The following is a 21,371-nucleotide window of genomic DNA, read 5'->3' as shown; positions in this document are numbered from 1 at the left end:
AGAAATTATGAAAAAACGATGTGAATGGGCTAAAAATGAGCCTAATTTGACCTATCATGATGCTGAATGGGGCATTCCTCGACATGATGATCAAAAATTATTTGAATTTTTAATTTTAGAAGGTGCTCAAGCTGGATTATCTTGGACTACTATTCTTAATCGTAGAAATGGATACAGAAAAGCTTTTTGTGATTTTAATGTTAATGCAGTTTCAAAATTTAATCAAAAAGATGTCAAAAAATTACTCAATGATGATTCAATTATTAGAAATAAGCTTAAAATAAATTCTGCAATCAATAATGCCAAACAATTTATTCAAATTCAAAAAGAATTTGGAACTTTTGATAAATATTTGTGGGCATTTGTGAATTACAAACCCCTTAAAAATAAATTCAAAACACATTCTGATTTACCTGCATATACTGAACTTTCTCAAAAACTCAGCACTGATCTTAAAAAACATGGATTTACTTTTGTTGGACCTACTATTTGCTATGCATTTATGCAGGCAGTAGGAATGGTAAATGATCATACTGTTAATTGTTTCAAATATTCGAAATAATCTATTCTCATAAGACTACAAAAATCTAAAAGATCAAAAATAAATTTAAGAAAATCATTAAGAGTTAGTGTCAAAATTAGATCCAGTAGTTGAAAAATTAATTAGAGAAGCCAGAAATAAATTGGAGAAAAGAAATTTATCTCTTCAAAATTCTGTTGATGATTTTAAAAAGGAACTTCCAAAACATGAATCGTTTCCAACATCTAAAGACATGCTTACTTCCTATATTGGAATCTACCAAAATGAAATTGCTTCTAATATCGATATCTTGGAAATGCTGGAAAAAGCTGATGAAATTTTGCTTAGATGTGATGTGGAAAATTATTTTTTTATTATTTCACATTGTTCCTAAAATTTAATATTTGGAATAATTTTGAGGAATATTGAATATCTTGGCTGACAAATCTTTTGCAACCTCATTATCTTGTATGGATGGAAGAGTTCAAATTCCTATGAATGACTGGATTAAGGCAAAATATGCTGTAGATTTTGTTGACACTATCACTGCTCCTGGTATTGATAAAGTAATGTTTGATGGTAATGTTGAATCACTTAAAAAAAGTGTAATGATTTCTGTGACTAATCATAAATCAAACCATATTGTTGTTTCAGGACATTTTGGTTGTGCTGGAAACCCTGTTTCTGATGAAGAACATTTTATCCACATTAAAAAAAGTGTAGAAATAATTTCTTCTTGGAATCTGGATGCAGATGTAGTTGGTGTGTGGATTGATGAAAATTTTGTTCCACATTTAGTTGAATAATTTTTTAATCTAACCATAAATCATACAGTGTTCGCATTCACAAACATCTTGGTCTTTTGATTTTTTCAGGCATTTTCTATGTTGACCTGCTTGGCATTGAACACAAACTTCATCAAGGTTTTCAACCTCTGTATATTTTTTTGATTGATCAAATCCGAATCCTCCATCTTGTGGTCCTACCATGTTATTTCAATAATTTCTCTAGTATTTTTAGTTCACTAATTTAATACATTTTTGATAGTTTCTTGAAGTTGGATTTTATTTTCTTCAATAATTCCTCTAATTTCAAAAGTATCTACATATCCCCCTGCAGATGCACGTGTGGCTTTTAACAAATAGTGTAATGCTCCTTCTTCAATCTTTCCTACATAATACCCATATAGAAAATCTAATTCATTATTGCATTTCCAAATTTTTCTAATATTTGGAAAAGTTTGTTCAATCTCTGTTGGAATTTCTTTAATTCGTCGCTTGATGTATTCATCTAATGATTTTCTAATTGTTGAATCTTGAAGCACTTCTATTCTCTCTCTTGTTTATTTTTTAGTATTTTTATTTCCTGAATCATTATTTCCATCCTCTACGTTATCCCACATATGCATAGTTCCTCTAATCATAAAGGAACCGACAATTATTGTTCCTATTCCTACTACTACAAAAATGAATAACTTGCCTATGTCTTTGATGCTTACCAATTCTATTTCTTTATTGTAATCGTAATTATAATTGTCTTTAAGTTGACAAAAATTACTAAGTTAATGTTTTCCTAATTCCAACAATTACAATAACTGGAACCCCTAGATACATTCCGATGTTTAGTGCAATAATTGAAATCCCCATACCCAAAACTTCTGATTCTGAATTAGCGTTTTCCATTAGTGATAGTGAGGAAATCATTGGTGTGATTGCAATCTTGACAGTCTCTTTGAAGTATGAGTTTTCACGCTCATAATCAGCAATTATTGGACTAAATGAGTAATAGATGTCGTTGAATATTCCCATGAATGCAGTTCCAGATTCTGTTTGCATTAATTGATTATCTCTTAGTTCTCGTAACTGTTGTACTTGTGGTGCAAGTTCTGAGCCATATGTTGCTGTTGCAATTAGGCAACCTCCTCCTGGAGGTGTGGGCGCCGAATTAGATAAACAACTATCTGTAATGTATACTTCTCCAAAACTTGCTTCAGTAAAACCTTGAGATATTATTTTTTGATTTTGAATTACATAAAGTTCCAAGTATCCATCTTGTGTTAATTTTTGAATTTTTGCACCAAATAGAGCTTGACGTCCTAAATTAGAATTACATTCAAAAATAACATCATCATCGTTTTGACCTGATATTTCCATGACCTGTATGTTTGAAGATTGGTATGCTCCAGCCCATTCCGTATCTGAAAATATCAATAATTTTGCTTGTCCATCAGGTACATTTTCATTTAATTCTGATTCTACTGTTTGTTCTATTGTTTTTGTTTGAACTGTAATTGCAGGTTGTGAAAACATATGTGTTCCAACAATAGTAAATTCGTCATTTGATCTTTTGAAAGGAATTGTTACTGTTCTATCATAAGGAGTAATGGTTTCTTCATATGAGGAAAGTTGTATTCCTCTAATGAACACTTCAAAGTCAGTATCTTCAGAACCTATTTTTGCATCAATTATGGCTCTTGGTAATGTAATGATTAGTTCTCCTCTGGCTCTTGCATCGATAGAAATGAGTAATGCTGTATTTTCTGAGTCTAATTCAAAATTTAACACTTCTCCACCACGAATACTGTAATCAAAATCATCAAATTGTTGTGCAAAAACATTTGGAACCATAACCCCAATAATGACAATAACTGTCAATGGGATGATGAATATTGGTTTCAATACCTACTTCAAAAATATCTAGTATTTATTTTGATTTTAAAGGGACTCTTCTTTTAGGATGTGGGCCAAATGGGCGGTTATTTTTTTATAGACTATTATTCCTCTTCTTCAATTTCTTGATTTTTTATCTGTTCTATGGTTGCAAGGATGTCCTCTTGAGACATACCTTGAGCTTTCATTCTAGTCATGATTTCAGCTACAATACCGTCCATGACTTCCTTTTTCTTTTCAGGATCTACCATGTCAGGTATAGAATTGAGGGATATTTGAATAGACATGACCAGATTTCCATCTGGTTATATTGTGTAAAAGATGTCGGGTTGTTTGTAAAAAAAATACCTGAAGAAAATACAGTTTGGTTTGTTGACCCTATCTGTAAGTTCTATTACCTTGGAAATCCTATTCTGATTTTTTACATCGGCGCAATTTCTTCAACACAATCTTGAACTCTTCTAGATTTTCACTGGTAAACTTCATCTTCAGATATTATTTCTCTGCATTTCCTATTAACATAAAGAAGAATATCAAAAGTTGCTCTATGTTCAAGAATTATGAATAAAGAAAGGAAAGAGTTACTTAATTTTTGAATAATAAGGAACTGTAACATTAGATATTTTTGATTAATAATTGTCTTAACTTACCAATTAGATTCAATAATGAGTATTATTTTTTTATTTTATGAATAAAAAACAACAAGTTATTGCCTGGATTGCAATGATTGGTGGAGGAATCGGATTTTTCTTTTTCTCTATGGAAATGGCTGAATTCATGCGTTAAAATTCTAAAAAGTGATGAATGCATGAGTACATTTGCTATAAATGGAATTGCTGGATTTATTTTAATTGGAATTTCTATCCTAATCGGATATTTTCTATTCCCTTCATTAGATTATTTGTTGCCTATTGGCAGTATTTTGATCATAATCGGAGTAGTTACTATTTTACAACTAAGAATAGCTAATAAATTATAAAAATTCTGAAGTTTCTATATGGGTGGATCAAAAAAGAAAGTAGATACCAGAAAACGGAAAGGTCAAAAAGAAGCTGAACAAAAACAACGAATTAGAAATTATAAAAAGAAACAGCAAGAAAATACAAAGAGAAAAAAACCAAAAAAATATTAGCAGATTATTTGATGTTTGAAATCATTTTAAAATAAATCCATTTTTGATTAATTAGATAATCCTAAAATTAATTATCTTCAATTATTTACAATTATTGTGTCTATTCTTTCTTTAAAAGTCAAGAATTTTTTAAATTCTCAAAAATTAGGTTATGTTGCAACTGTTTCATCTGACGGAAAACCCAACATCTCTCCAAAAGGAACTATAATTTCATGGGATTCTAATCTTCTTGCATTTGCAAATATTCGCTCACCTGATACTATCAATAATTTGAGAAATAATCCTTTTATAGAAATTAACGTAATTGATCCTTTATCTCGTAAAGGGTATTTGTTTTCTGGAACCGGAAAGATCATTAAAGATACTCCTTTGTATGATGAAATTTTGTCTTATTATCGAAAAAGTGGAATTCAAAGCCCAATTGATTTTATTGTAATTATTGATGTTTCATCTATTTCTGAAGTAACTTCGCCTCTATATGACTTGGGTAAATCTGAGAATGAGATAAAATTACGATGGAAGAAATATTTCAATGATTTATGATTGGTTTAATTCTTTTCAGATTTAATTTTCATTAATTCTTGCCTTGTTTTTTTATGTGCTTCTCGTTCTTCTTCTAAAAGTCCTTGAATTTGTTCTAATTCTTTCTGTGCTGTGTTTAATTTTGTTTTTAATGAACCTACAACTACACTAGCTGCTTCAATTACACCTGCATTAGCTTTTTCAGTAGATGAATTATTTTTAATTTCTTTTTTCTCTTTTGTTGTTAAGATACTGGTATCTTGAAATTGATCTTTTTTATCTAATTCTTCTTTTGCATTGTATAATCTTGAATTAGCTTCGTCTAGTTCTTTTCCTACATCTATTTGTTGTTTTCTTAATCCTTGTAATGTGCTTTGTTCTTTTGTAATTTCATTTTTAATCTTATTTTGTTCTTTTACCATTTGCTCTAATTCTTCTTTTATTTTTTTGAATTCTTTTTCAGTTTTATTAAATTCGTTAATTGATTTTGTATCTTTAATTTGCTGAGCATTTTTTATTTTCTCTCTCATTTCTCTATACTCTCTTTGCACTGTGTCTAATTCCATTTTCTTTTGATTGAATTCTTTTTTTATCATCATGAGGTTACTAACTGTAGTATCATACTCTTCTTTCACCGTTTCAATTTTTTCAGTAATTTTTACTATTTCTTCTTGTTTAGTTCTAAATTCAGTTTGAAGATTTTCCACTTCCGTTTCTAACTCTTCTTTTAATATTGATTCATTCTCGTTTTCATTTTTCTTTTCTTTTTTCTTGCTAAAAAATCCCATTTTCTTATCACATATGTCCCAAAAGTTGAATATTTCTTTATTGCCGTTTAACTCTATTTCTAACGAATTTTAGGTAAAATCCTGTGCCTCCAATAATTATGCCTCCTATCCATACAATTATGCTCAAACTTTGTGGGATTATTGCTTCTTGAGGTCCTACAATTAACATTAATGCTCCTAAAATTATTAATGCAAATCCTCCACTGTTTTTACTTTTATTGTGATCTCCGTGAACCATTGTTAAACATGCTCTGCTAGTGTTTTGGCAACTTGCTTTCTTCCAATATCTGTGATAAATGGTCCTATCTTTGGTCCTCGTGAAGTTCCTAAAATTATTTGATATAATGTTTTAAAGAAATCTTTTGGTTTGACATCGTTTCCTTTTGCAATTTGATATATCGTATTTTGAATATCTTCTGGTTCCTCATCCTTTTCTAATTCTGTTATGAGTAATGATAGTGCTTTTTTAGATGTATTATCTATCTCTATTTCTATTTTTTCTTGTTCATCAAACTCATCAGAATAATTTCCTGCAATTTCAATTAATTTCTCTATTTCTTGATTGCCTTCTTCTTTAATGACTCCGTAATCGATTAATTTTTTCACTACTCTTTCATTTCTGTTTTCTTTGAAAATTTTTGTTAATTCAATTAATAATCTATAATTTACATGAGTGCTAGACTGTTTTGGTGGATTAAGTAAATTTACGTATTCATAAAGTCCTTTTAATCTGGTTAATTTTGCTTGATTATCTACTTTGATTCTTCCAAAGTATGTGTCTTCAAGTTCATTATATTCATTCATCAAACCTGGTATGTCATCAAATCCTAATTCTCTTGCCCCTGTAATTCTTTTGTACAGTAATAGTAAAATTGATTTTGAATTTCCAAATTCTAACCATTTTTGTGCAGTAATTACATTTCCTAATGATTTTGAAATTTTCTTTCCTCCTTTGTCTAAGAACATTTCATATTTTACATGATGTGGATGTGGGAATTGTAGTACGTCATCGGCTACCCAATCATTTACTTTGACTGAATCCATGATGTCTTTTCCATATGCTTCAAATCTAATGTCAAATGCTGACCATCTTGCTGCAAATTCTACTTTCCATGCTAATTTTCCTAAATCTTTTGTAATGTCTGCCTCCCCTTGATGACCACACCCTTTGATCATTTTAGAACCAATTTCTGTATCATGACAATTGTATTTGACAATTTTTTTGTCTGGTAGATATTCTGTAGCTTCTGCTGTGTATAGTCGATTACATTTCTTACAAACTGGAAAATATGGCAGATATTTTTGATATTTTTCCTGTCCAACTAATTCTGAAATTTTATCTCCAATTTTTGTACTATTTTCTAATATTGTATGAATTTGATCTTTTAGACGTCCTTGATTGTAGGTATCTTTTGCTCTTCTAAATTCATACTTTATTCCCACCTTGTCTAATCCATCTAAAAGAATACTGCTCATATGCATTCCGTAGGAATCATGAGTTCCATAAGGATCTGGAATTAATGAAACTGGTTTTCCTATATGTTCTTCTAGGCCAAATTTTTCCATTCCTTCTGGAATTTTTCTTAATCCATCTAGGTCATCTGAATATGCAATTAATTCTGATTTATATCCTAAATTTTCTAATGCGAGCTTAACTCCATATGCTCTGACTGCGTCTCCTAAACTTCCTATGTGGGGAATTCCTGATGCTCCTAACCCACTTTCTACATTAATTACATCTAAATTTCTTCCAAGTTTTTTTTCACGTTCAAGTAATTCTGATGCTAGTTTGTCAATCCATGTTCCTTTTCCAATAATTTTTTCTTCAGACATATCTTTTCCTTAATTCAATATTTTGGACATATATGGCCCATATAACGAATACCCTAATTTTTGATAATATTCTCTAGTCCCTACTGCACTAATCACTAGTATCTTTTTTGCGTCAAATTCTTCTCTTGATATTTTTTCAGCCTCTTTCATCAAATTCTTTCCTAATCCTGAGTGTTGGATTTCATCTGTTTCTTTTTCTCCTAATTTCAAAGATTTTCCATACACATGAATCTCTCTAACTATGCATGTATTTTCATCAATTTCATCTCTATGGGCCTCAATACTTGGATTTCTTAATCTTAAAAATCCATAAATTGATTCATTTTTGTCTTCATATGATAAGAAAACTTCTTTTCCATTTGACGAATCATAATCTATTCTTTTTAACATAATTTCTTCACTGTCTATTTTTTTGTCTGTTAATCCTGCTTCTCTACATCTAATACACTTACATGATAACCCCTGTTTGGCAAGATTTTGATGCACAATTTGTCTAAGGTTTCCGGATTTTGGACCTGCTATGATTTCTTTTGGTGAGATTTCTCTTTGAACTCTCATTATTCTGACCCATTTTGGAACATTCTTTTTTGCTTCTGTTAGTACCTTGATCATTTCTTCATCAGAATATGGTGTATACCTTTCTTGTTTGTATTCTTCATACAATGGTGTGTTTTCAATTACAAGAGATGGATAAATTTTCAACATGTCTGGTCGTAACTGTGAATCTGAAAATAATTTTTTGAAATCTGCAATGTCTTCTTCTGGAGTCATTGTGGGTAATCCTGGCATCATATGTGCAACAATTTTGTATCCTGCATCTTTTGAAATTTGAAATGACTCTGTTACGTCATTGTAATCATGTCCTCTATTGGTAATTTTGTAAACTCTTTCTTGTAATGATTGAACCCCTATTTCGACTCTTGTGACTCCATAACTTAACATTAAATCAACATGTTCTTTTTTACAATAATCTGGTTTAGTTTCAATTGTAAATCCTACATTTCTTATATCTGCATGTTCGTTATTTGACTTGGCTTCCTCTAAATTTTTTGAATCAATCCCGTTTTGTGCATCATAACATGATTTGATAAAGTCTTTTTGGTAATCTTTTGGCATGAATAGGAAAGTTCCACCTACAATTACTATCTCCATTTTTGATGGATCATGTCCAAATGCAATCAATTTTTCAATTTTTGATGTAATTTGTAATTTAGGATCAAATTCATTTTCGATTGCATTTAATGATGATGGTTCTTTTCCTGTATAGCTGTTTGGAGAATTAAATTCAATTCCTCCCGGACAATATGTGCATCTTCCGTGAGGACATGCATATGGTTTTGGCATTAATGCTACTACTGATACACCTGATGCTGTTTTTGCCGGTTTTCTTATCAGCACTCTTTTTAATTTATCAAAATCAGAATTGCTTGCCATTGATAATATTTCATAATTTTTTGGAATCCTTTCTAATGCATATTTTGTACAAATTTTAATAATTTCTTCTTTCACTTGTTTTTTTGTTGGTTGATTAATTGTTAATAGATTCTTTGTGATTTCAGAACAAGCTTTACTCAATTCTGGATCCAATTTATTCATGATTATTGATTATGTCTCTCTGTTAAAATTTATTCTGATTTTTGTTCTACTGTTTTATTTGATTCGTTGTTATCGTTTTTCTGCTCTTTTCTGTACTCCATTTTCAACCAAATTGGTGTAATGATTGTTGTTACTGCTACCATGATTACTATTGTGGAATATACTTCTGATGATAGAACTCCTGCTGTGACTCCTACTCCTGCTACAATTAATCCTACTTCTCCTCTTGAAATCATTCCAATTCCTACTCGCATTCCTTGTGCCTTGCTTTTCAAAAATAGCATTGCAGGTAATCCGCATCCAAATAATTTGGTTACAACAGCTACTGCTATGACTACTCCACTTAACATCAAAATATTGATATCTACTGCCCTAAGATCTACTTGTGCTCCAATTATTGCAAAGAATAATGGAGCAAAAATCAATCCAATTTTTCCAATGAAGTTTTCAACTTTTTCAAATACTTTGGTGGTTGAAAGCGCCATTCCTACTGCAAACGCTCCTACAATTGGTGACAACCCTATTGATCCTGCTAGCGCTGCAGCTCCAAAGAACGCCGCAGTAGCTATTCCTTCTACACTACCCTTTGCTTTCCATAGTCTTGGTGTGATTATTTTTGGAATTACTACTACTGCAACAACTAACATTATTGCAAAGAATCCTAATACTTTGAGAATTGTAATTATTACTTCGGCAATGTCTATGCTTTCTACTCCTGCATCTGAACCTGTAATTGAAATTACTACTGATAATACTGCAATTGCTAAAATGTCATCTACTACGGCTGCACCTATTATCAATCTGGCCTCTGGGGTTTTGATTTTTCCAAATTCATTTAGCACTTGAATTGAAATTGCGATACTTGTTGCAGTAAGCGCTGTTGCAATCAACATTGATTCTAACGCTTCAAACCCAAACATTCCAAATACTGCAAGACCTGCAAAGAATGGAACTACTACTCCTAATGTTCCTACTGTAAATGATGCTTTACCTCCTTTCAGAAATTCTTTTGGTGTCATTTCTAACCCTGCCATAAACAAAATGACAATTGCACCCATTTCTCCTAAAATTTTGATTTCATCGTTAATGTGTAAAAGCTGTTTACCATCAATTATGAAAAATTGTCCTAATGCAAATGGACCTACGATCATTCCTGCAAGTAGTTCTCCTAATACAATTGGTAGTTTTAATCTGAGGAAAAGCTCTGCCATTAATTTGGCTGCAAATAGAAGTATGCCCACTCCTATGATTGTTTCAATAAAATGTGCTTCTGCTGCCATCTTTTCCTAATGTTTGATGAAAAATCTGTCATATAAGGTGATATCGAGTTGAAAATTATTTTGCTGTTGTAAAATTAAGCAATTCTTGCTGAATTTACTGTGACTCCTTTCTTTGTAACAATTTGTCCAATTTGTTGACTTTTGATCTTATGCTTTTTGAAAATTGATATTACTTTTGTTGCTTGTGATTTTGGAGCTACCACACAAAATCCTACCCCCATATTGAATGTCTTGTACATTTCTTCAGGTTTTACTCCTTGTTCCTCTATTAAACCCATAATTGGTGGGATTTTTGGCAGAGAATCTATCTCATATCCAATATTTTTTAGGCGTAATAATTTGGTAAATGCTCCTCCTGTAATGTGTGCTAAACCATTTATCTTACATTTTTGCACCATCTCTAAAACTGGATTGGTGTAGATCTCTGTTGGTTTGAGTAATGCATCTCCAATATTTCCTACTCCTTTCACTTTATCTTTAATTGAATATTTTTTTAATAATGCCTTTCTTGCAAGTGAATAACCATTTGAATGAATTCCTGTACTGTTTGCACCTATAATGACATCTCCTCTTTTTATTTTATTTCCTAAAACAAGATCTTTTTTCTCTACTAATCCTACTACCATTCCTGCCAAGTCAAATGCAAACCCTTTACCTTCTATCACATCTGGCATAATTGCTGTCTCTCCACCTACTATTGGCATTGAAGATTTTTTTGCACCTGTAACTAAACCCTCTACAATTTTTTTGAATATTGGTACATCGTTTTTATTTGCAGCAATATAATCTACAAAAGAAATTGGTGTTGCACCGATACAAATTATATCATTAACATTCATTGCAACACAATCAATTCCTATTGTATTGTATTTTTTCATCATGTTTGCAATCACCACTTTAGTTCCCACTCCGTCTGTATGGGTTGCTAACATTTTCCCTCCTGGAATTTCTACAATCCCTGCATAATGTCCAAATCCATGAGCTATCTTTGCTTTTTTCTGAAGTTTATGAGTTGACGTAATTAATTTGCCAATTGCCTTTTGACTTTGTTTAATTTTTGAAATATCTACACCTGCTTTTTTGTACGTTAAAGCCATAATTTGTTCCGCATTTATTATGAATAAAAGAATTTGCTATTACTTCGATCACATATACATTCCAGATATTTCTTCTCTATGTTCCACATATTTTTGAGATAATTCGCTGAATTCCGAATGTATTCTTTCTTTCTCTTCTTGCAGATCTAATGTGTCAATTTCCATCTCATAAAATCTGTTTAATGCCTCAATTAGAGTTGCAGCCGCACCTGAATCTGGCTCTATTTTATTTGCTTTTGCCAATAATGTTAATCCTTGAATTTCTCTGACTAGACATTCATTTAGAATACCTCCTGGAATTCCTGTGATGAATCCTTGTGGAATTAAACTAATGTCTTTGTCTGCCATTGTTCTAACTAAATCTTCTTCTGCTGCACAATATGCTTTGTCATCATGTTCTGTACTTGCAACTCCATCTAAAATTACTATTTCTTGTGATCCCTTTTTTTCAGCCCAATCTAAAATTGATGATACTAATGAATACAATCCTTCCATTCTTAATGTAATCTCACAAATTATTGCACAAAGTGTTCCATCTTCATTTGCATAGAATCTGAATGGATGACGTAATCTTCCTCTCATAAAAACTGTTGACGGTGGAAGATATTTTGATCTCATTACTGCAATTTCTCTCATTTTTAATTCTGTAATTATATGATTAATTGCTAATGGTCCTACAAGACCTGCACCTACAAATCCTGCAAAAATTATTGGATTCTTTAATTCTGTTTTTTTAATCTCAAATACTTCTGCTTCTGGAAATCCTTTTTGCACAATTTCAACGCTATACTCTATCTAATTACTTTTTTGCATGAATAGATTTAGCATCATTCTTCCCTTATCTGTAATTGTATAGATTACATTTGGTCCAACTGTTTCTTTTTCTATGAAATTGTAGTTTACACAAAGGTGCAAGTAATTCAAAAATGATTTTTTCATTCTAATTTTTGATTTTGAATATAGATGTGAAAATGTCATTGGATTTCCTTTGAGGTGATATAACAACTTTAACAAAGATAACGTGCTGAAATCTTTGGTTCTTGCTTTTACTGCATCTAGAATTTGCTCTTCTCTTTCTATGATGAAGTCTTCGAATTGATCTGCCACTTCTAATGGCACATAAGTTAGTCTTGCTTTCATTATACTGTATGGTACGGTACATTACCTTATTAGTCTTTGACTTGTCTATTTTTTATCTATCTGGGTAGTTTTTTTACACCTAATTTGGTCATTTTAAGGATTCAAGTTCATAAAATAAGACTATTTTTACAAACATTTGGTATTTTTTGAACTTAACTTGAATTGGTACATTTGTAAAAATATGGTGAATCATCTCCTTTAAACAACCATTGTATAAAATTTTGTTGTGGAAGTTGTACTGAGTACCGCATTACTTGTTGTAGGATTAGTTATGCTATGTTTTGGTGGAAATTGGTTAGTCAGTGGTGGTGTTGGCATTGCTAAAAAATTTCGAATTAGTAATCTTGTGATTGGTATGACTATTGTAGCTTATGGAACTTCTACTCCAGAACTTGCAGCGAGTATTGCAGCTGCCGGTGATCATGGTGCAATAATTTTGGGAAATATTATTGGAAGTAATATTGCAAATGTCGGTATGGTAATTGGTGTGTCTGCAATTTTAATTCCTATTGCAATTAAAAAATCTGTCTTACGAAAAGAAATTCCAATAATGTTGGGTGTTTCTTTGTTACTTGTTTTGCTTTCTATTGATGGGGAACTTTCTCGATATGATGGTGGGTTACTTCTTGTTGGATTGGGTATTTTTGCTTTTTTTACTTTTAGAGATGCTTTAAAACAAAGAATAGAAATTGAAGATGAATTTGAAAATACTCAAAATAATAGTTATCTAAAATCTTTTGGACTAATTGGAATTGGTATTGTGGTGTTGTATATTGGAGCTATGCTTACAGTTGATAATGCTGTAGTTATTGCAGCTGAATTTGGTTTATCTGAAAAAATTATTGGATTAACTGTTATTGCAATTGGAACGTCTCTTCCTGAATTGATCACTTCTATTATTGCAATCCGTAAAGGACATGCCGATGTTGGAATTGGAAATATTATTGGAAGTAATATTTACAATATTTTGATGATCATGGGGATAGGTGCTGCTCTTGGTGGTGTTTTGGTAACTTCTGATGTTTATGTAGATTATGCGATAATGATTATCTTTAGTCTTTCATTGTTGATTGGTTTGAAAACCAAAATAATTAACAGGACTATGGGTATAATTTTAACTGCAGGATATGTTCTATATTTGGCGACCACTTTTTTTAAATAATTTGTGCCTAAATTCTAGGCCTAAATTGAATTTACTGAGATATTTTCAACTTTGATTGATGGGGTGATTGAAGGCAATGATGCCCATTGAATTACTCTACGTTGATCACTTCCAATATCTGTAATGTTATTCAACAATTTTGGAAGATTGTGCACTATTCTTACTGATTTTCCTGGTGCTACAATTTCGCCATTTTCTATGATTTGTATTCCACTTCTTGCAGTACATGAGAAATCTCCTTTGATTGGGTTGACTGCATATGTATACCATAATCTTCCTATCAATAAACCGTGTTTGATGTCTTTGATCATGTCTTCTTGTGTACTATTACCTGGTGTAACTATCAAATTATGTGGAGCTGAAATTGGAATTGGTTCTGCACTATTTCCCATGGGTGAGCCCATTCTTATTCCATTTCCTGATGATTCTTTTTTACCTTCTTTGAAACTATCATAAAGATTCGAAAAAACATTTGTAAAAATTCCTTTTTTAATTAGTGTATTTTTCTTAGTTCTTATTCCTTCACTGTCTACTGATTTGGTTCCAATCCCTTCTGGTATGTGTGGATCATCTGTTAAATTGAATTCTTCGTTTGATATTTTTTCTTTAAAATTATTAGAAAAACAACTTTTTTTTTCTTTGAATGTTTTAAAATTAAAATTTGATGCTATTACAAATGATAATAATTCTCCAACTGAATAGGAATCAAAAATTATAGAGAATGTGTTGGAATTAATTTTTTTTGGATTAATTGAATTAATACACATATTTTTTGCATCTGCTCCTATTTGCTCTGATGAGAATTTTGATAGTGTTCTTCCACATGCATGACCAATTCCTGAAACTGGTAGTGTACTTTGTTCTGATTCTGCATTGATGATTCCTGAAACGTATGTTGCTTCATTATTGAAATTGAGTCCATTGGAGTTGCTTAATTCGAAATTTTCATAAACTAAATTTAGTGAACCTGTAATTGTATCAATTTTATCATTTTCAGAATTATTAATCATATTTTGAGCGATATCTGCAGCTTTTGAACCTGAAATGTGCTTAATTTTTTTATCAAATATTCCTTCTAATTGTTGAAATTCTTTCCTTTCTGGTAACTCATTCCAAAACTTTCTTGGTTTTAGATTTTTGATTGATTTCATTCCTTTGGTAATTGCATCTGAAATACTTTCTTCGTTAGTTGTTTGTATTGATGCGATTTTTTTACCATGTATCAATCTGATACCAAAATTTTCATCAAAATTTTGTTTAATTTCTACAATTTCTGAATCTGTAATTCTTACTGTTGTGATATTTTTTTTAACATTTACAATTTCACATTCATCGATTCCAATTTTTTTTGAATATCTAATTGCCTTTTCTAAGGCTGACAATTATTCTTCTCTGGGGTTTTTGTATCTGAATTTATTAATTTTAATTAATTCTTTATATGATCCAAATTGAGAATTATTTGTTATTTTATCTAATCCTTCTTCTACCCCATTTTCTGTTTCAAACTTTTTTAACATTTTATATTGTGTATTTCTTTCAGCTGGGATTCTTCCAATTTCTCTTACCATTCGTCTAATTTCTTTTGGTTTTAACAATTGTCCATGTTCTGATCCTGCTGATGTGGATATGCTTTCATTGATTAAAGTCCCTCCAAAATCATTTGCCCCCCACATCAATAACAATTGGGACATTTTTTGACCTTCTTTTACCCAGGACATTTGTATATTGTCTATTGTATTATTGAACATAATTCTAGCAATTGCATGTGTTAACAATACGTCATTACCACTTCCACCTTGTTGTATTCCTTCATGTAATTGATGTTTATACATAGGTGCTTCTGAATGGACAAAATTTAATGGAACAAATTCTGTAAATCCTGATGTCTCTTTTTGAATTTCTCTTAATTTCACAATATGGTTAATTCTTTGCTCTAAAGTTTCTAAATGACCAAACATCATAGTGGATGTTGTATTGATTCCAATTTTATGGGCCATTTTTATCACTTTTTCCCATTGTTTTACTGTAATTCTTCCTGGAGATATTTTGTCCCTAAGTTTTTGATCTAATATTTCTGCTGATGTTCCTGGTAATGTGTCGACTCCTGCTTCTTTCATTCTTTTTAGAAATTCTTCAATTGTGATGTTTGATCTAGTTGCTCCGTATAGGATTTCTTCTGGTGAAAAACCATGAATGTGTATTTCTGGTATTTCTTTTTTGATTTCTCTACATACCTTTTCATACAAATCCCCTTCCATGTCTGGTGGCAATCCTGCTTGAATACACACCTCTGTTGCACCTAGATCATGTGCTTCTTTCACTCTACGCACAATTTCTTCAGTTGGTAGGAAATACCCTTCTTCTTCTCGAAAATCTCTGCTGAATGCACAAAAACCACATTGTTTGATGCACACATTTGTAAAATTGATATTTCTATTTACTACATAAGATACAATGTTGCCCGCTCTTCTTTTTCGTAATTCATCTGCAACTAGCCCTACTAAGTGAAAGTCAATTCCCTTTGTTTTATAAAGTTCTAATCCGTCTCTTGCAGAAATCTCTTTTTCTGACAAAGCATTGTTTAAAATTCCAGATATTATTGGATCTGCATTTCTAAACAGTGAATCTATGTTAATTGTCATTTCCAATATTCTTCCTTTACGTACCCATCATCATTTTGAATCACTGCTATTTTATCCCTTAACTTTTTACTAATAAAAGAAAAGAATTCTGGATAGATTGGGAATCTGCATTTTAAATCAAATCCTGCTTCCTTTGAATAATCTTCAACTTTATTAATTTCTGGCCAAGAAAATTCTGGATTAACAAAATCTGGTGTCAATGGTGAAATTCCTCCCCAATCATTAATTCCAACTTCTAAGAAACTTTGATATGATTTTGGAGACAGATTAGGTGGAATCTGTATGTTCATTTCTGGCATCATAATTCTTGACAATGCCACAATTTTCTTAAAATATTTTTCATTAGCTGATGGGGTATCTTTCATGATTGTATCTGGTTTTGGTTGAAAATTTTGTAAAATTACTTCTTGAATATTTCCATATTTTTTATGAAGATCCTTTATAGCTAATATTGAATCTATTATTTCTTCGATTGTCTCTCCAATTCCTACAAGAATGCCTGTTGTCATTGGAATTCCTAATTTTCCAGAGTTTTCTAAAATTTTTAATCGTGTTTGGGGTTTTTTACTTGCAGCTAAATAATGTGGCATGCCCTTTTCTGTTAATCTTTCACTAATGTTTTCTAACATTATTCCCATTGAGACATTAGTTTTTTTGAGTTCTTTCATTTCATCATAATTTAAATTTCCTGCATTTGTATGTGGGAACAAGCCTAATTCTAACGCCTCTTCAGATGAATGAATGAGGTATTCTACTGTTGATTTGAAACCATTTTCTTTGAGCCAATTTCTGGCTTCAGGATATTTTTTTTCTGGTTGTTCCCCTGTTACAAACAATGCTTCCACACATGTGTATTTTTTTGCTAATTGCAATAATTCTTTTATTTGTTGTTTTGACATTAAAGAAATTTTTCCTTCTCCTGGTTCTGCTTTGTATGTACAATATGAACAAGTATCTTTGCAGAGATTAATAATGTTGAAAAATGCTTTTTTTGAAAATGTTACTGTGTTGTTTTTATTTTTTATTCGAAGTTGTTGTGCTGTAAGAAATAATTCGTTTGAATTCTCTAGTGATTTTTGATAAATATCAATTATTTCTTGACGATTAATTGATTTATTTTCTAATACGTTGTTTAAGATCTCTGATTCTAAAACCAAATTGGTCATTAGAAGAATTTTTTAGTAGATGTATTTATGCCTGTATCTTTTTATTTCTAATTTGGTCTTTCTTGAAGGATAACTGTTACATTTGTAGTCCTACCGTCTCTTAAAATTTCTAAATTCATTTCATCTCCAATTGTTTTAACTCTTTGAAGATGTACTAGGATGTCATCTATTTTTCTAACATCCATTCCATCAACTGCAACAATTATGTCTCCTCCAACTGGATACTCTTTTCCATCCACTTCGATTGTTTTATCTGAACCAATCAGTCCTGCATCTTCTGCTGGACTGTTTTCTACTACTGTAATGATTAGAAATCCTAATGCATCTTTTAATCCCAACACATTAGCTGTATCTGGATCAATATCTCTGCCTGAGATTCCAATCCATGGGTGCTTGTATTCTCCTTCACTGATTAGAGTTGGAACAATTTTTGCAACTGTTTGTGACGGAATGGCAAATCCTACTCCAGTAAATTCACCTGTTGTAGATTGAATTGCAGTATTAATTCCAACAATATTTCCTCTCATGTTTAATAATGGCCCTCCTGAATTTCCTGGATTGATTGCTGCATCTGTTTGAATAACATCTGGAATTGAATATCCTGAACCAGATGGTAGTAATCTTCCCATTTGACTAACAATTCCTGATGACATGGATCCTGATAATCCAAATGGATTTCCTATTGCTGTAATTGGTTCTCCAACATTAAGATTAGATGAATCTCCTAATGATAATGGTCGTAGTAATTTTAAATCTGCATTAACTTTGATAACTCCAATGTCTGTATATTCATCCATACCGATAATTTCTGCATTATATGATCTTCCATCTAAAAATGTAACAACTGTTTTTGTTGAACCTTCTATTACGTGTGCATTTGTAATAATGTGTCCCATTTTATCAAAAACAAAACCTGAACCTACTCCTCCTGTTTCATTCATTGTTTGATTTCGAATTGTATTAACTCGAACAACTCCTGGTTCTGCTTTTTCAAAAATCTCCGTTAACGATAACGTTTTTGACTCTGCTGCAATTACATTATTGATTTCATCTATTTGACTCTGTACTTGTAATTTGTTTTCATCAATTTGATTTTGTATTTGTATTGTCATTTCATCGGGTTCATCTGGAATGATGAAAAATATTGAAAATATGATAAATACGCTAATACTACCAACTGTTGCACCTACAAACACTCCTGATTTGTCCATAAGGGGTTTCCTTGCTCATTTGTATGTAAAAGTATTCTTTTTTTCAAATACTGAGTGAACTTTGAGTATGATCTTTCATTGAATAACTCCTACCTCTCCATGACACTGATGATGACCCTTTTGCTTGAATTAGTCCTGTAAGAAATCCTAATGTAACTACTAATCCACCTAGTGGTGCAAATACTGCATAAATTAATCTTAATTTTAATCCCATTTTTACTTCAATAACTGCCCCAATGTAAATCAGTAAAGATGCAATTGCTGCTGAATAATATAGTATTGTTGTTGAGGTTGTTTCAATTGGAATTAAATTTGTAATTACAAATATTGGAAATGGAACAAATAGCAAAAATAACACTGCAAAAAAACTTCCTATTGCAATTTTCTCACTTTGCAAATAAAGTGGAATCATTAATCTCTTTAATGCATGCCACAATGTTTTGGAATCTCTTGCCCAAACTGCATCAATTAATTCATCCCCTCTAACAATTCTCATTTTATGCCCTGACTCTTTTACTTTTTTACCAAGTGCACCATCTTCTACAATTTCATGTTTTACTCCTTCGTGCATCCCGACTTCTTCATATGTTTTTTTTGTGATTATGAAAAAACTACCAAAAAAATATGCTGCTTTTTTCTTTGGATTGTTTACGTTAATAGCTGAAAATTTTGTATGCAAAAATGTTGATATCATTGGTAATGAAACTTTGGTTAGAAAATCAAATGTCAATAATCTTGGAATTGCAGATAGTGCATCTAACTGTAAACTCAATAAATGAGAAACTGATAACGATATAACTTGATTTGAATGCTTTGTATCTGCGTCTGTGAAAAGTAAAAGATCACCTTTTGCATGTCTATAACCTTCCATACATGCCCAATTTTTCCCCATCCATCCTTCTGGTTTTGAATTTGCTGAAACGTGAATGATATTGGAATTCTTTTTTGCATATTCTGCAATTATTTTTTCTGTATTATCTTCTGATGAATCATCAATTACTACAATTTCATAATTTTCATAATCTTGATCAATTAATGAATCCAAACATTTTGCAAGATACTTTTCTTCATTTCTTGCTGGAAGTATTATTGAAACTTTTGGTGTTGAATTATTTGTTTTTTCAAATTTGTCTAAATATGGTGTCTTTGTAAATGATTCAATCATTGATTTAATGAGGTATATCCATGCACCAATAATACCAATTAATATTATTGCAATAATGTATGTAAAAATTTCAAATACTAATTCCAAAATTACTTCTCAATTTCTCTTTTGATACTTTGCATTGCCTGCTCAGTCCCGCTTTTAATGTGGTTTTTAATTACTCCTGTAAACATATTCATCATTCCTGACAATTTAATTTCCCAAACTGTTTCCATGATAATGTTGTCATTACTAGGTGTTAGTGTGATGATCTTTGTTCCATTTAGAATTCCTTTGGTAAATTTTGCTTTAATTTCTTTTTTAGGTTTTAATTGAATTTCTTGTAAGCATTTTTGATCTCTAAATGCTATTGTGATTTCTCTTTTAATGACGTCTCCTTCTTTTGACAATATTTTTACTTCTTTTGTCCCCTTCCAAAATTTTGGTTCATTATCTATGTCTGAAATTACTTCCCATACTCTATCCAGGCTAGAGTTAATTTCTGTCTGAACCACAATTGTCGCCATTCTTGATTGAATTGATTTTTGCATCAAATATATTAGATTCCACTTTATATTGAAACAGACTGTGATGGGCCAATGCCTAAAATCCAGAACACTAACTCCGGTTCTAATGGCCTTGACCATTCTTCCGTCACAGTCCATTAAAATTTAAAAGAACATAGAATTTACTTACTATATGGCAAAAATTGCTACTTTTGATGCAGGAACTTTTTGGAAAAATGCATATGCCCACCAGCGTGGAAAATTGTTAAAAAAAGTCAGTGTCCCTGATGATCAAATTATTGAATTGGTAAATAAAAAATATCTTGAATTGCCTGCTGCTTTAAAATATGATATTGAAACCAGTGGAATTACAAAAAAAGAGTTGCAATAATGCAAATTCATTTTAAGCGGAAAATTATAGATATTTTATGACCACTGTTTCGTATGATGATTTTGCAAAATTAGATCTTAGAGTTGCTAAAATTATTTCCACTGAACCCATTGATGGAAAATCCAGAATAATTAAAGGTAAAATTGATTTGGGCGGTGATGATCAAAGAGATGTAATTATTGGAGGAGCTCAATATTTTCAACCTGAAGATATTGTTGGAAAAACTGTAATTGTTTTAGCAAATTTAGAACCTAAAACAATGGCTGGTGTTGAATCTAACGCAATGTTGTTGGCAGCTGATGTTGATGATAAACCATATTGGTTAACTGTTGAAGAAGATATTCCTTTGGGCAGTTCTATAAAATAAATAATTTTTAATTAATCGTAAACCATCAAGTCTTTTTCTTCTAATAATGAGTGGACATTGTTAACTGATCTGTATACTTCTTTCTCAAGTTTAGCTCCAACACAAACAAGTTTTCCTGATGCAAAAATCAAGATGACTGTTTTTGGGTCAAGCATTCTGTGAATCAAACCTGGGAATTGCTCTGGTTCGTACATGCTTCTTGGCA

Annotated in this window: 28 protein-coding genes and 1 pseudogene; 9 read left to right on the top strand and 20 right to left on the bottom strand. The window is 31.2% G+C overall.

Going from position 1 to position 21,371, the window contains the following annotated elements:
* The first annotated feature begins 7 nt into the window (after nucleotides 1–7).
* The 3 genes from AW732_RS01695 to AW732_RS01685 all read left to right on the top strand — a co-directional run bounded on the left by AW732_RS01695 (nucleotide 8) and on the right by AW732_RS01685 (nucleotide 1,326).
* Entirely contained in the window at nucleotides 8–562 is a 555-nt protein-coding gene (locus tag AW732_RS01695) for a DNA-3-methyladenine glycosylase I (RefSeq protein ID WP_067957617.1), read from the top strand.
* A gap of 67 nt (nucleotides 563–629) precedes the next feature.
* On the top strand, nucleotides 630–914 hold the full coding sequence (locus AW732_RS01690) for a hypothetical protein (protein WP_067957614.1): 285 nt from the start codon (nucleotides 630–632) through the stop codon (nucleotides 912–914).
* 40 nt (nucleotides 915–954) lie between these two features.
* The gene (locus AW732_RS01685) at nucleotides 955–1,326 is read left to right on the top strand and encodes a carbonic anhydrase (protein ID WP_067957611.1); all 372 of its coding nucleotides are present in this window, start codon (nucleotides 955–957) and stop codon (nucleotides 1,324–1,326) included.
* Between the two features lie 9 nt (nucleotides 1,327–1,335).
* Here the strand turns inward: AW732_RS01685 and AW732_RS08655 are convergent, their stop codons facing one another.
* From AW732_RS08655 to AW732_RS01670, 5 genes are all read right to left on the bottom strand, one after another.
* Nucleotides 1,336–1,509: a hypothetical protein gene (locus tag AW732_RS08655; protein ID WP_172790369.1), complete on the bottom strand. Its 174-nt coding sequence runs from the start codon at nucleotides 1,507–1,509 to the stop codon at nucleotides 1,336–1,338.
* A 35-nt stretch (nucleotides 1,510–1,544) separates the two neighbouring features.
* Nucleotides 1,545–1,844, bottom strand: coding sequence for a hypothetical protein (locus AW732_RS01680; protein WP_067957608.1), 300 nt, complete (start codon nucleotides 1,842–1,844; stop codon nucleotides 1,545–1,547).
* An 18-nt stretch (nucleotides 1,845–1,862) separates the two neighbouring features.
* The gene (locus AW732_RS08650) at nucleotides 1,863–2,021 is read right to left on the bottom strand and encodes a hypothetical protein (RefSeq protein ID WP_172790368.1); all 159 of its coding nucleotides are present in this window, start codon (nucleotides 2,019–2,021) and stop codon (nucleotides 1,863–1,865) included.
* A gap of 55 nt (nucleotides 2,022–2,076) precedes the next feature.
* Nucleotides 2,077–3,198, bottom strand: a complete 1,122-nt coding sequence (locus AW732_RS09045; protein ID WP_348625410.1) for a CFI-box-CTERM domain-containing protein — start codon at nucleotides 3,196–3,198, stop codon at nucleotides 2,077–2,079.
* 95 nt (nucleotides 3,199–3,293) lie between these two features.
* Nucleotides 3,294–3,476, bottom strand: a complete 183-nt coding sequence (locus AW732_RS01670; RefSeq protein WP_067957604.1) for a hypothetical protein — start codon at nucleotides 3,474–3,476, stop codon at nucleotides 3,294–3,296.
* Nucleotides 3,477–3,997: 521 nt separating this feature from the next.
* On the opposite strand from AW732_RS01670, the gene AW732_RS08505 reads away from it, so the two are divergent.
* The 3 genes from AW732_RS08505 (at nucleotide 3,998) to AW732_RS01665 (ending at nucleotide 4,864) form a co-directional block, all read left to right on the top strand.
* Complete coding sequence (locus AW732_RS08505; protein ID WP_156416047.1) at nucleotides 3,998–4,168, top strand: hypothetical protein; 171 nt, start codon at nucleotides 3,998–4,000, stop codon at nucleotides 4,166–4,168.
* Nucleotides 4,169–4,186: 18 nt separating this feature from the next.
* Complete coding sequence (locus AW732_RS08970; RefSeq protein ID WP_256381630.1) at nucleotides 4,187–4,321, top strand: hypothetical protein; 135 nt, start codon at nucleotides 4,187–4,189, stop codon at nucleotides 4,319–4,321.
* 96 nt (nucleotides 4,322–4,417) lie between these two features.
* The gene (locus tag AW732_RS01665; protein ID WP_067957602.1) at nucleotides 4,418–4,864 is read left to right on the top strand and encodes a pyridoxamine 5'-phosphate oxidase family protein; all 447 of its coding nucleotides are present in this window, start codon (nucleotides 4,418–4,420) and stop codon (nucleotides 4,862–4,864) included.
* A 5-nt stretch (nucleotides 4,865–4,869) separates the two neighbouring features.
* Here AW732_RS01665 and AW732_RS01660 read toward each other — a convergent pair whose 3' ends face one another.
* From AW732_RS01660 to AW732_RS01625, 8 genes are all read right to left on the bottom strand, one after another.
* The gene (locus AW732_RS01660; protein ID WP_067957598.1) at nucleotides 4,870–5,631 is read right to left on the bottom strand and encodes a DNA repair protein; all 762 of its coding nucleotides are present in this window, start codon (nucleotides 5,629–5,631) and stop codon (nucleotides 4,870–4,872) included.
* Nucleotides 5,632–5,668: 37 nt separating this feature from the next.
* Nucleotides 5,669–5,869: a hypothetical protein gene (locus AW732_RS01655; protein WP_067957595.1), complete on the bottom strand. Its 201-nt coding sequence runs from the start codon at nucleotides 5,867–5,869 to the stop codon at nucleotides 5,669–5,671.
* Between the two features lie 2 nt (nucleotides 5,870–5,871).
* The gene (gene lysS, locus AW732_RS01650) at nucleotides 5,872–7,464 is read right to left on the bottom strand and encodes a lysine--tRNA ligase (protein ID WP_067957592.1); all 1,593 of its coding nucleotides are present in this window, start codon (nucleotides 7,462–7,464) and stop codon (nucleotides 5,872–5,874) included.
* 9 nt (nucleotides 7,465–7,473) lie between these two features.
* Entirely contained in the window at nucleotides 7,474–9,060 is a 1,587-nt protein-coding gene (locus AW732_RS01645; protein ID WP_067957588.1) for a tRNA uridine(34) 5-carboxymethylaminomethyl modification radical SAM/GNAT enzyme Elp3, read from the bottom strand.
* Between the two features lie 29 nt (nucleotides 9,061–9,089).
* The gene (locus AW732_RS01640; protein WP_067957585.1) at nucleotides 9,090–10,340 is read right to left on the bottom strand and encodes a cation:proton antiporter; all 1,251 of its coding nucleotides are present in this window, start codon (nucleotides 10,338–10,340) and stop codon (nucleotides 9,090–9,092) included.
* A gap of 74 nt (nucleotides 10,341–10,414) precedes the next feature.
* Nucleotides 10,415–11,437 (bottom strand): phosphoribosylformylglycinamidine cyclo-ligase, encoded by a 1,023-nt coding sequence (purM, locus tag AW732_RS01635; protein ID WP_067957582.1) that lies wholly within the window; start codon nucleotides 11,435–11,437, stop codon nucleotides 10,415–10,417.
* A gap of 48 nt (nucleotides 11,438–11,485) precedes the next feature.
* Nucleotides 11,486–12,211: a PAC2 family protein gene (locus AW732_RS01630; RefSeq protein ID WP_067957579.1), complete on the bottom strand. Its 726-nt coding sequence runs from the start codon at nucleotides 12,209–12,211 to the stop codon at nucleotides 11,486–11,488.
* 21 nt (nucleotides 12,212–12,232) lie between these two features.
* Entirely contained in the window at nucleotides 12,233–12,580 is a 348-nt protein-coding gene (locus tag AW732_RS01625) for a DUF4364 family protein (RefSeq protein WP_216634404.1), read from the bottom strand.
* Nucleotides 12,581–12,803: 223 nt separating this feature from the next.
* Between AW732_RS01625 and AW732_RS01620 the strand changes: the two genes are divergently transcribed.
* Nucleotides 12,804–13,739, top strand: a complete 936-nt coding sequence (locus tag AW732_RS01620; protein ID WP_082697389.1) for a calcium/sodium antiporter — start codon at nucleotides 12,804–12,806, stop codon at nucleotides 13,737–13,739.
* A 20-nt stretch (nucleotides 13,740–13,759) separates the two neighbouring features.
* Here the strand turns inward: AW732_RS01620 and AW732_RS01615 are convergent, their stop codons facing one another.
* Genes AW732_RS01615 through AW732_RS01590 form a run of 6 tightly spaced genes read right to left on the bottom strand, consistent with a single transcriptional unit; the run spans nucleotide 13,760 to nucleotide 20,453 of the window.
* Nucleotides 13,760–15,121: a TldD/PmbA family protein gene (locus AW732_RS01615; RefSeq protein WP_067957574.1), complete on the bottom strand. Its 1,362-nt coding sequence runs from the start codon at nucleotides 15,119–15,121 to the stop codon at nucleotides 13,760–13,762.
* Nucleotides 15,122–16,381 carry a 5-amino-6-(D-ribitylamino)uracil--L-tyrosine 4-hydroxyphenyl transferase CofH gene (gene cofH, locus AW732_RS01610; RefSeq protein WP_067957570.1) on the bottom strand — a complete coding sequence of 420 codons (1,260 nt, stop codon included), beginning with the start codon at nucleotides 16,379–16,381 and terminating at the stop codon, nucleotides 15,122–15,124.
* On the bottom strand, nucleotides 16,378–17,547 hold the full coding sequence (gene cofG, locus AW732_RS01605) for a 7,8-didemethyl-8-hydroxy-5-deazariboflavin synthase subunit CofG (RefSeq protein ID WP_067957566.1): 1,170 nt from the start codon (nucleotides 17,545–17,547) through the stop codon (nucleotides 16,378–16,380). Before cofG ends, cofH begins: the two co-directional genes overlap by 4 nt.
* Nucleotides 17,548–17,594: 47 nt before the next feature.
* Nucleotides 17,595–18,758, bottom strand: a complete 1,164-nt coding sequence (locus tag AW732_RS01600) for a trypsin-like peptidase domain-containing protein (protein WP_067957563.1) — start codon at nucleotides 18,756–18,758, stop codon at nucleotides 17,595–17,597.
* A 43-nt stretch (nucleotides 18,759–18,801) separates the two neighbouring features.
* Nucleotides 18,802–20,010 (bottom strand): glycosyltransferase, encoded by a 1,209-nt coding sequence (locus tag AW732_RS01595; protein ID WP_067957560.1) that lies wholly within the window; start codon nucleotides 20,008–20,010, stop codon nucleotides 18,802–18,804.
* Between the two features lie 2 nt (nucleotides 20,011–20,012).
* Complete coding sequence (locus tag AW732_RS01590; RefSeq protein WP_253805527.1) at nucleotides 20,013–20,453, bottom strand: SRPBCC family protein; 441 nt, start codon at nucleotides 20,451–20,453, stop codon at nucleotides 20,013–20,015.
* Between the two features lie 148 nt (nucleotides 20,454–20,601).
* Between AW732_RS01590 and AW732_RS01585 the strand changes: the two genes are divergently transcribed.
* Both AW732_RS01585 and AW732_RS01580 read left to right on the top strand, forming a co-directional pair.
* Nucleotides 20,602–20,799 (top strand): hypothetical protein, encoded by a 198-nt coding sequence (locus AW732_RS01585; protein WP_067957556.1) that lies wholly within the window; start codon nucleotides 20,602–20,604, stop codon nucleotides 20,797–20,799.
* Between the two features lie 37 nt (nucleotides 20,800–20,836).
* Nucleotides 20,837–21,166: a tRNA-binding protein gene (locus AW732_RS01580; protein ID WP_067957553.1), complete on the top strand. Its 330-nt coding sequence runs from the start codon at nucleotides 20,837–20,839 to the stop codon at nucleotides 21,164–21,166.
* A gap of 11 nt (nucleotides 21,167–21,177) precedes the next feature.
* On the opposite strand, the pseudogene AW732_RS01575 reads toward AW732_RS01580, so the two are convergent.
* Nucleotides 21,178–21,371: pseudogene (locus AW732_RS01575) on the bottom strand (TATA box-binding protein); the annotation flags it as partial.

This window comes from Nitrosopumilus sp. Nsub (genome assembly GCF_001541925.1).
Lineage (GTDB): Archaea > Thermoproteota > Nitrososphaeria > Nitrososphaerales > Nitrosopumilaceae > Nitrosopumilus.
The sequence above is the reverse complement of the archived record's forward strand: the minus strand, read 5'-3'. Positions and strand labels throughout refer to the sequence as shown.

Bases quoted from the DNA above. Each gene is read 5' to 3' on its own strand.
- AW732_RS01695 (WP_067957617.1), top strand. From the start codon at position 8: ATGAAAAAACGATGTGAATGGGCTAAAAATGAGCCTAATTTGACCTAT.
- AW732_RS08655 (WP_172790369.1), bottom strand. From the start codon at position 1,509: ATGGTAGGACCACAAGATGGAGGATTCGGATTTGATCAATCAAAAAAA.
- AW732_RS01670 (WP_067957604.1), bottom strand. From the start codon at position 3,476: ATGTCTATTCAAATATCCCTCAATTCTATACCTGACATGGTAGATCCT.
- AW732_RS08505 (WP_156416047.1), top strand. From the start codon at position 3,998: ATGAGTACATTTGCTATAAATGGAATTGCTGGATTTATTTTAATTGGA.
- AW732_RS08970 (WP_256381630.1), top strand. From the start codon at position 4,187: ATGGGTGGATCAAAAAAGAAAGTAGATACCAGAAAACGGAAAGGTCAA.
- AW732_RS01660 (WP_067957598.1), bottom strand. From the start codon at position 5,631: ATGGGATTTTTTAGCAAGAAAAAAGAAAAGAAAAATGAAAACGAGAAT.
- AW732_RS01655 (WP_067957595.1), bottom strand. From the start codon at position 5,869: ATGGTTCACGGAGATCACAATAAAAGTAAAAACAGTGGAGGATTTGCA.
- lysS (WP_067957592.1), bottom strand. From the start codon at position 7,464: ATGTCTGAAGAAAAAATTATTGGAAAAGGAACATGGATTGACAAACTA.
- AW732_RS01645 (WP_067957588.1), bottom strand. From the start codon at position 9,060: ATGAATAAATTGGATCCAGAATTGAGTAAAGCTTGTTCTGAAATCACA.
- AW732_RS01640 (WP_067957585.1), bottom strand. From the start codon at position 10,340: ATGGCAGCAGAAGCACATTTTATTGAAACAATCATAGGAGTGGGCATA.
- purM (WP_067957582.1), bottom strand. From the start codon at position 11,437: ATGGCTTTAACGTACAAAAAAGCAGGTGTAGATATTTCAAAAATTAAA.
- cofH (WP_067957570.1), bottom strand. From the start codon at position 16,381: ATGACAATTAACATAGATTCACTGTTTAGAAATGCAGATCCAATAATA.
- cofG (WP_067957566.1), bottom strand. From the start codon at position 17,547: ATGACCAATTTGGTTTTAGAATCAGAGATCTTAAACAACGTATTAGAA.
- AW732_RS01600 (WP_067957563.1), bottom strand. From the start codon at position 18,758: ATGGACAAATCAGGAGTGTTTGTAGGTGCAACAGTTGGTAGTATTAGC.
- AW732_RS01590 (WP_253805527.1), bottom strand. From the start codon at position 20,453: ATGCAAAAATCAATTCAATCAAGAATGGCGACAATTGTGGTTCAGACA.
- AW732_RS01585 (WP_067957556.1), top strand. From the start codon at position 20,602: ATGGCAAAAATTGCTACTTTTGATGCAGGAACTTTTTGGAAAAATGCA.
- AW732_RS01580 (WP_067957553.1), top strand. From the start codon at position 20,837: ATGACCACTGTTTCGTATGATGATTTTGCAAAATTAGATCTTAGAGTT.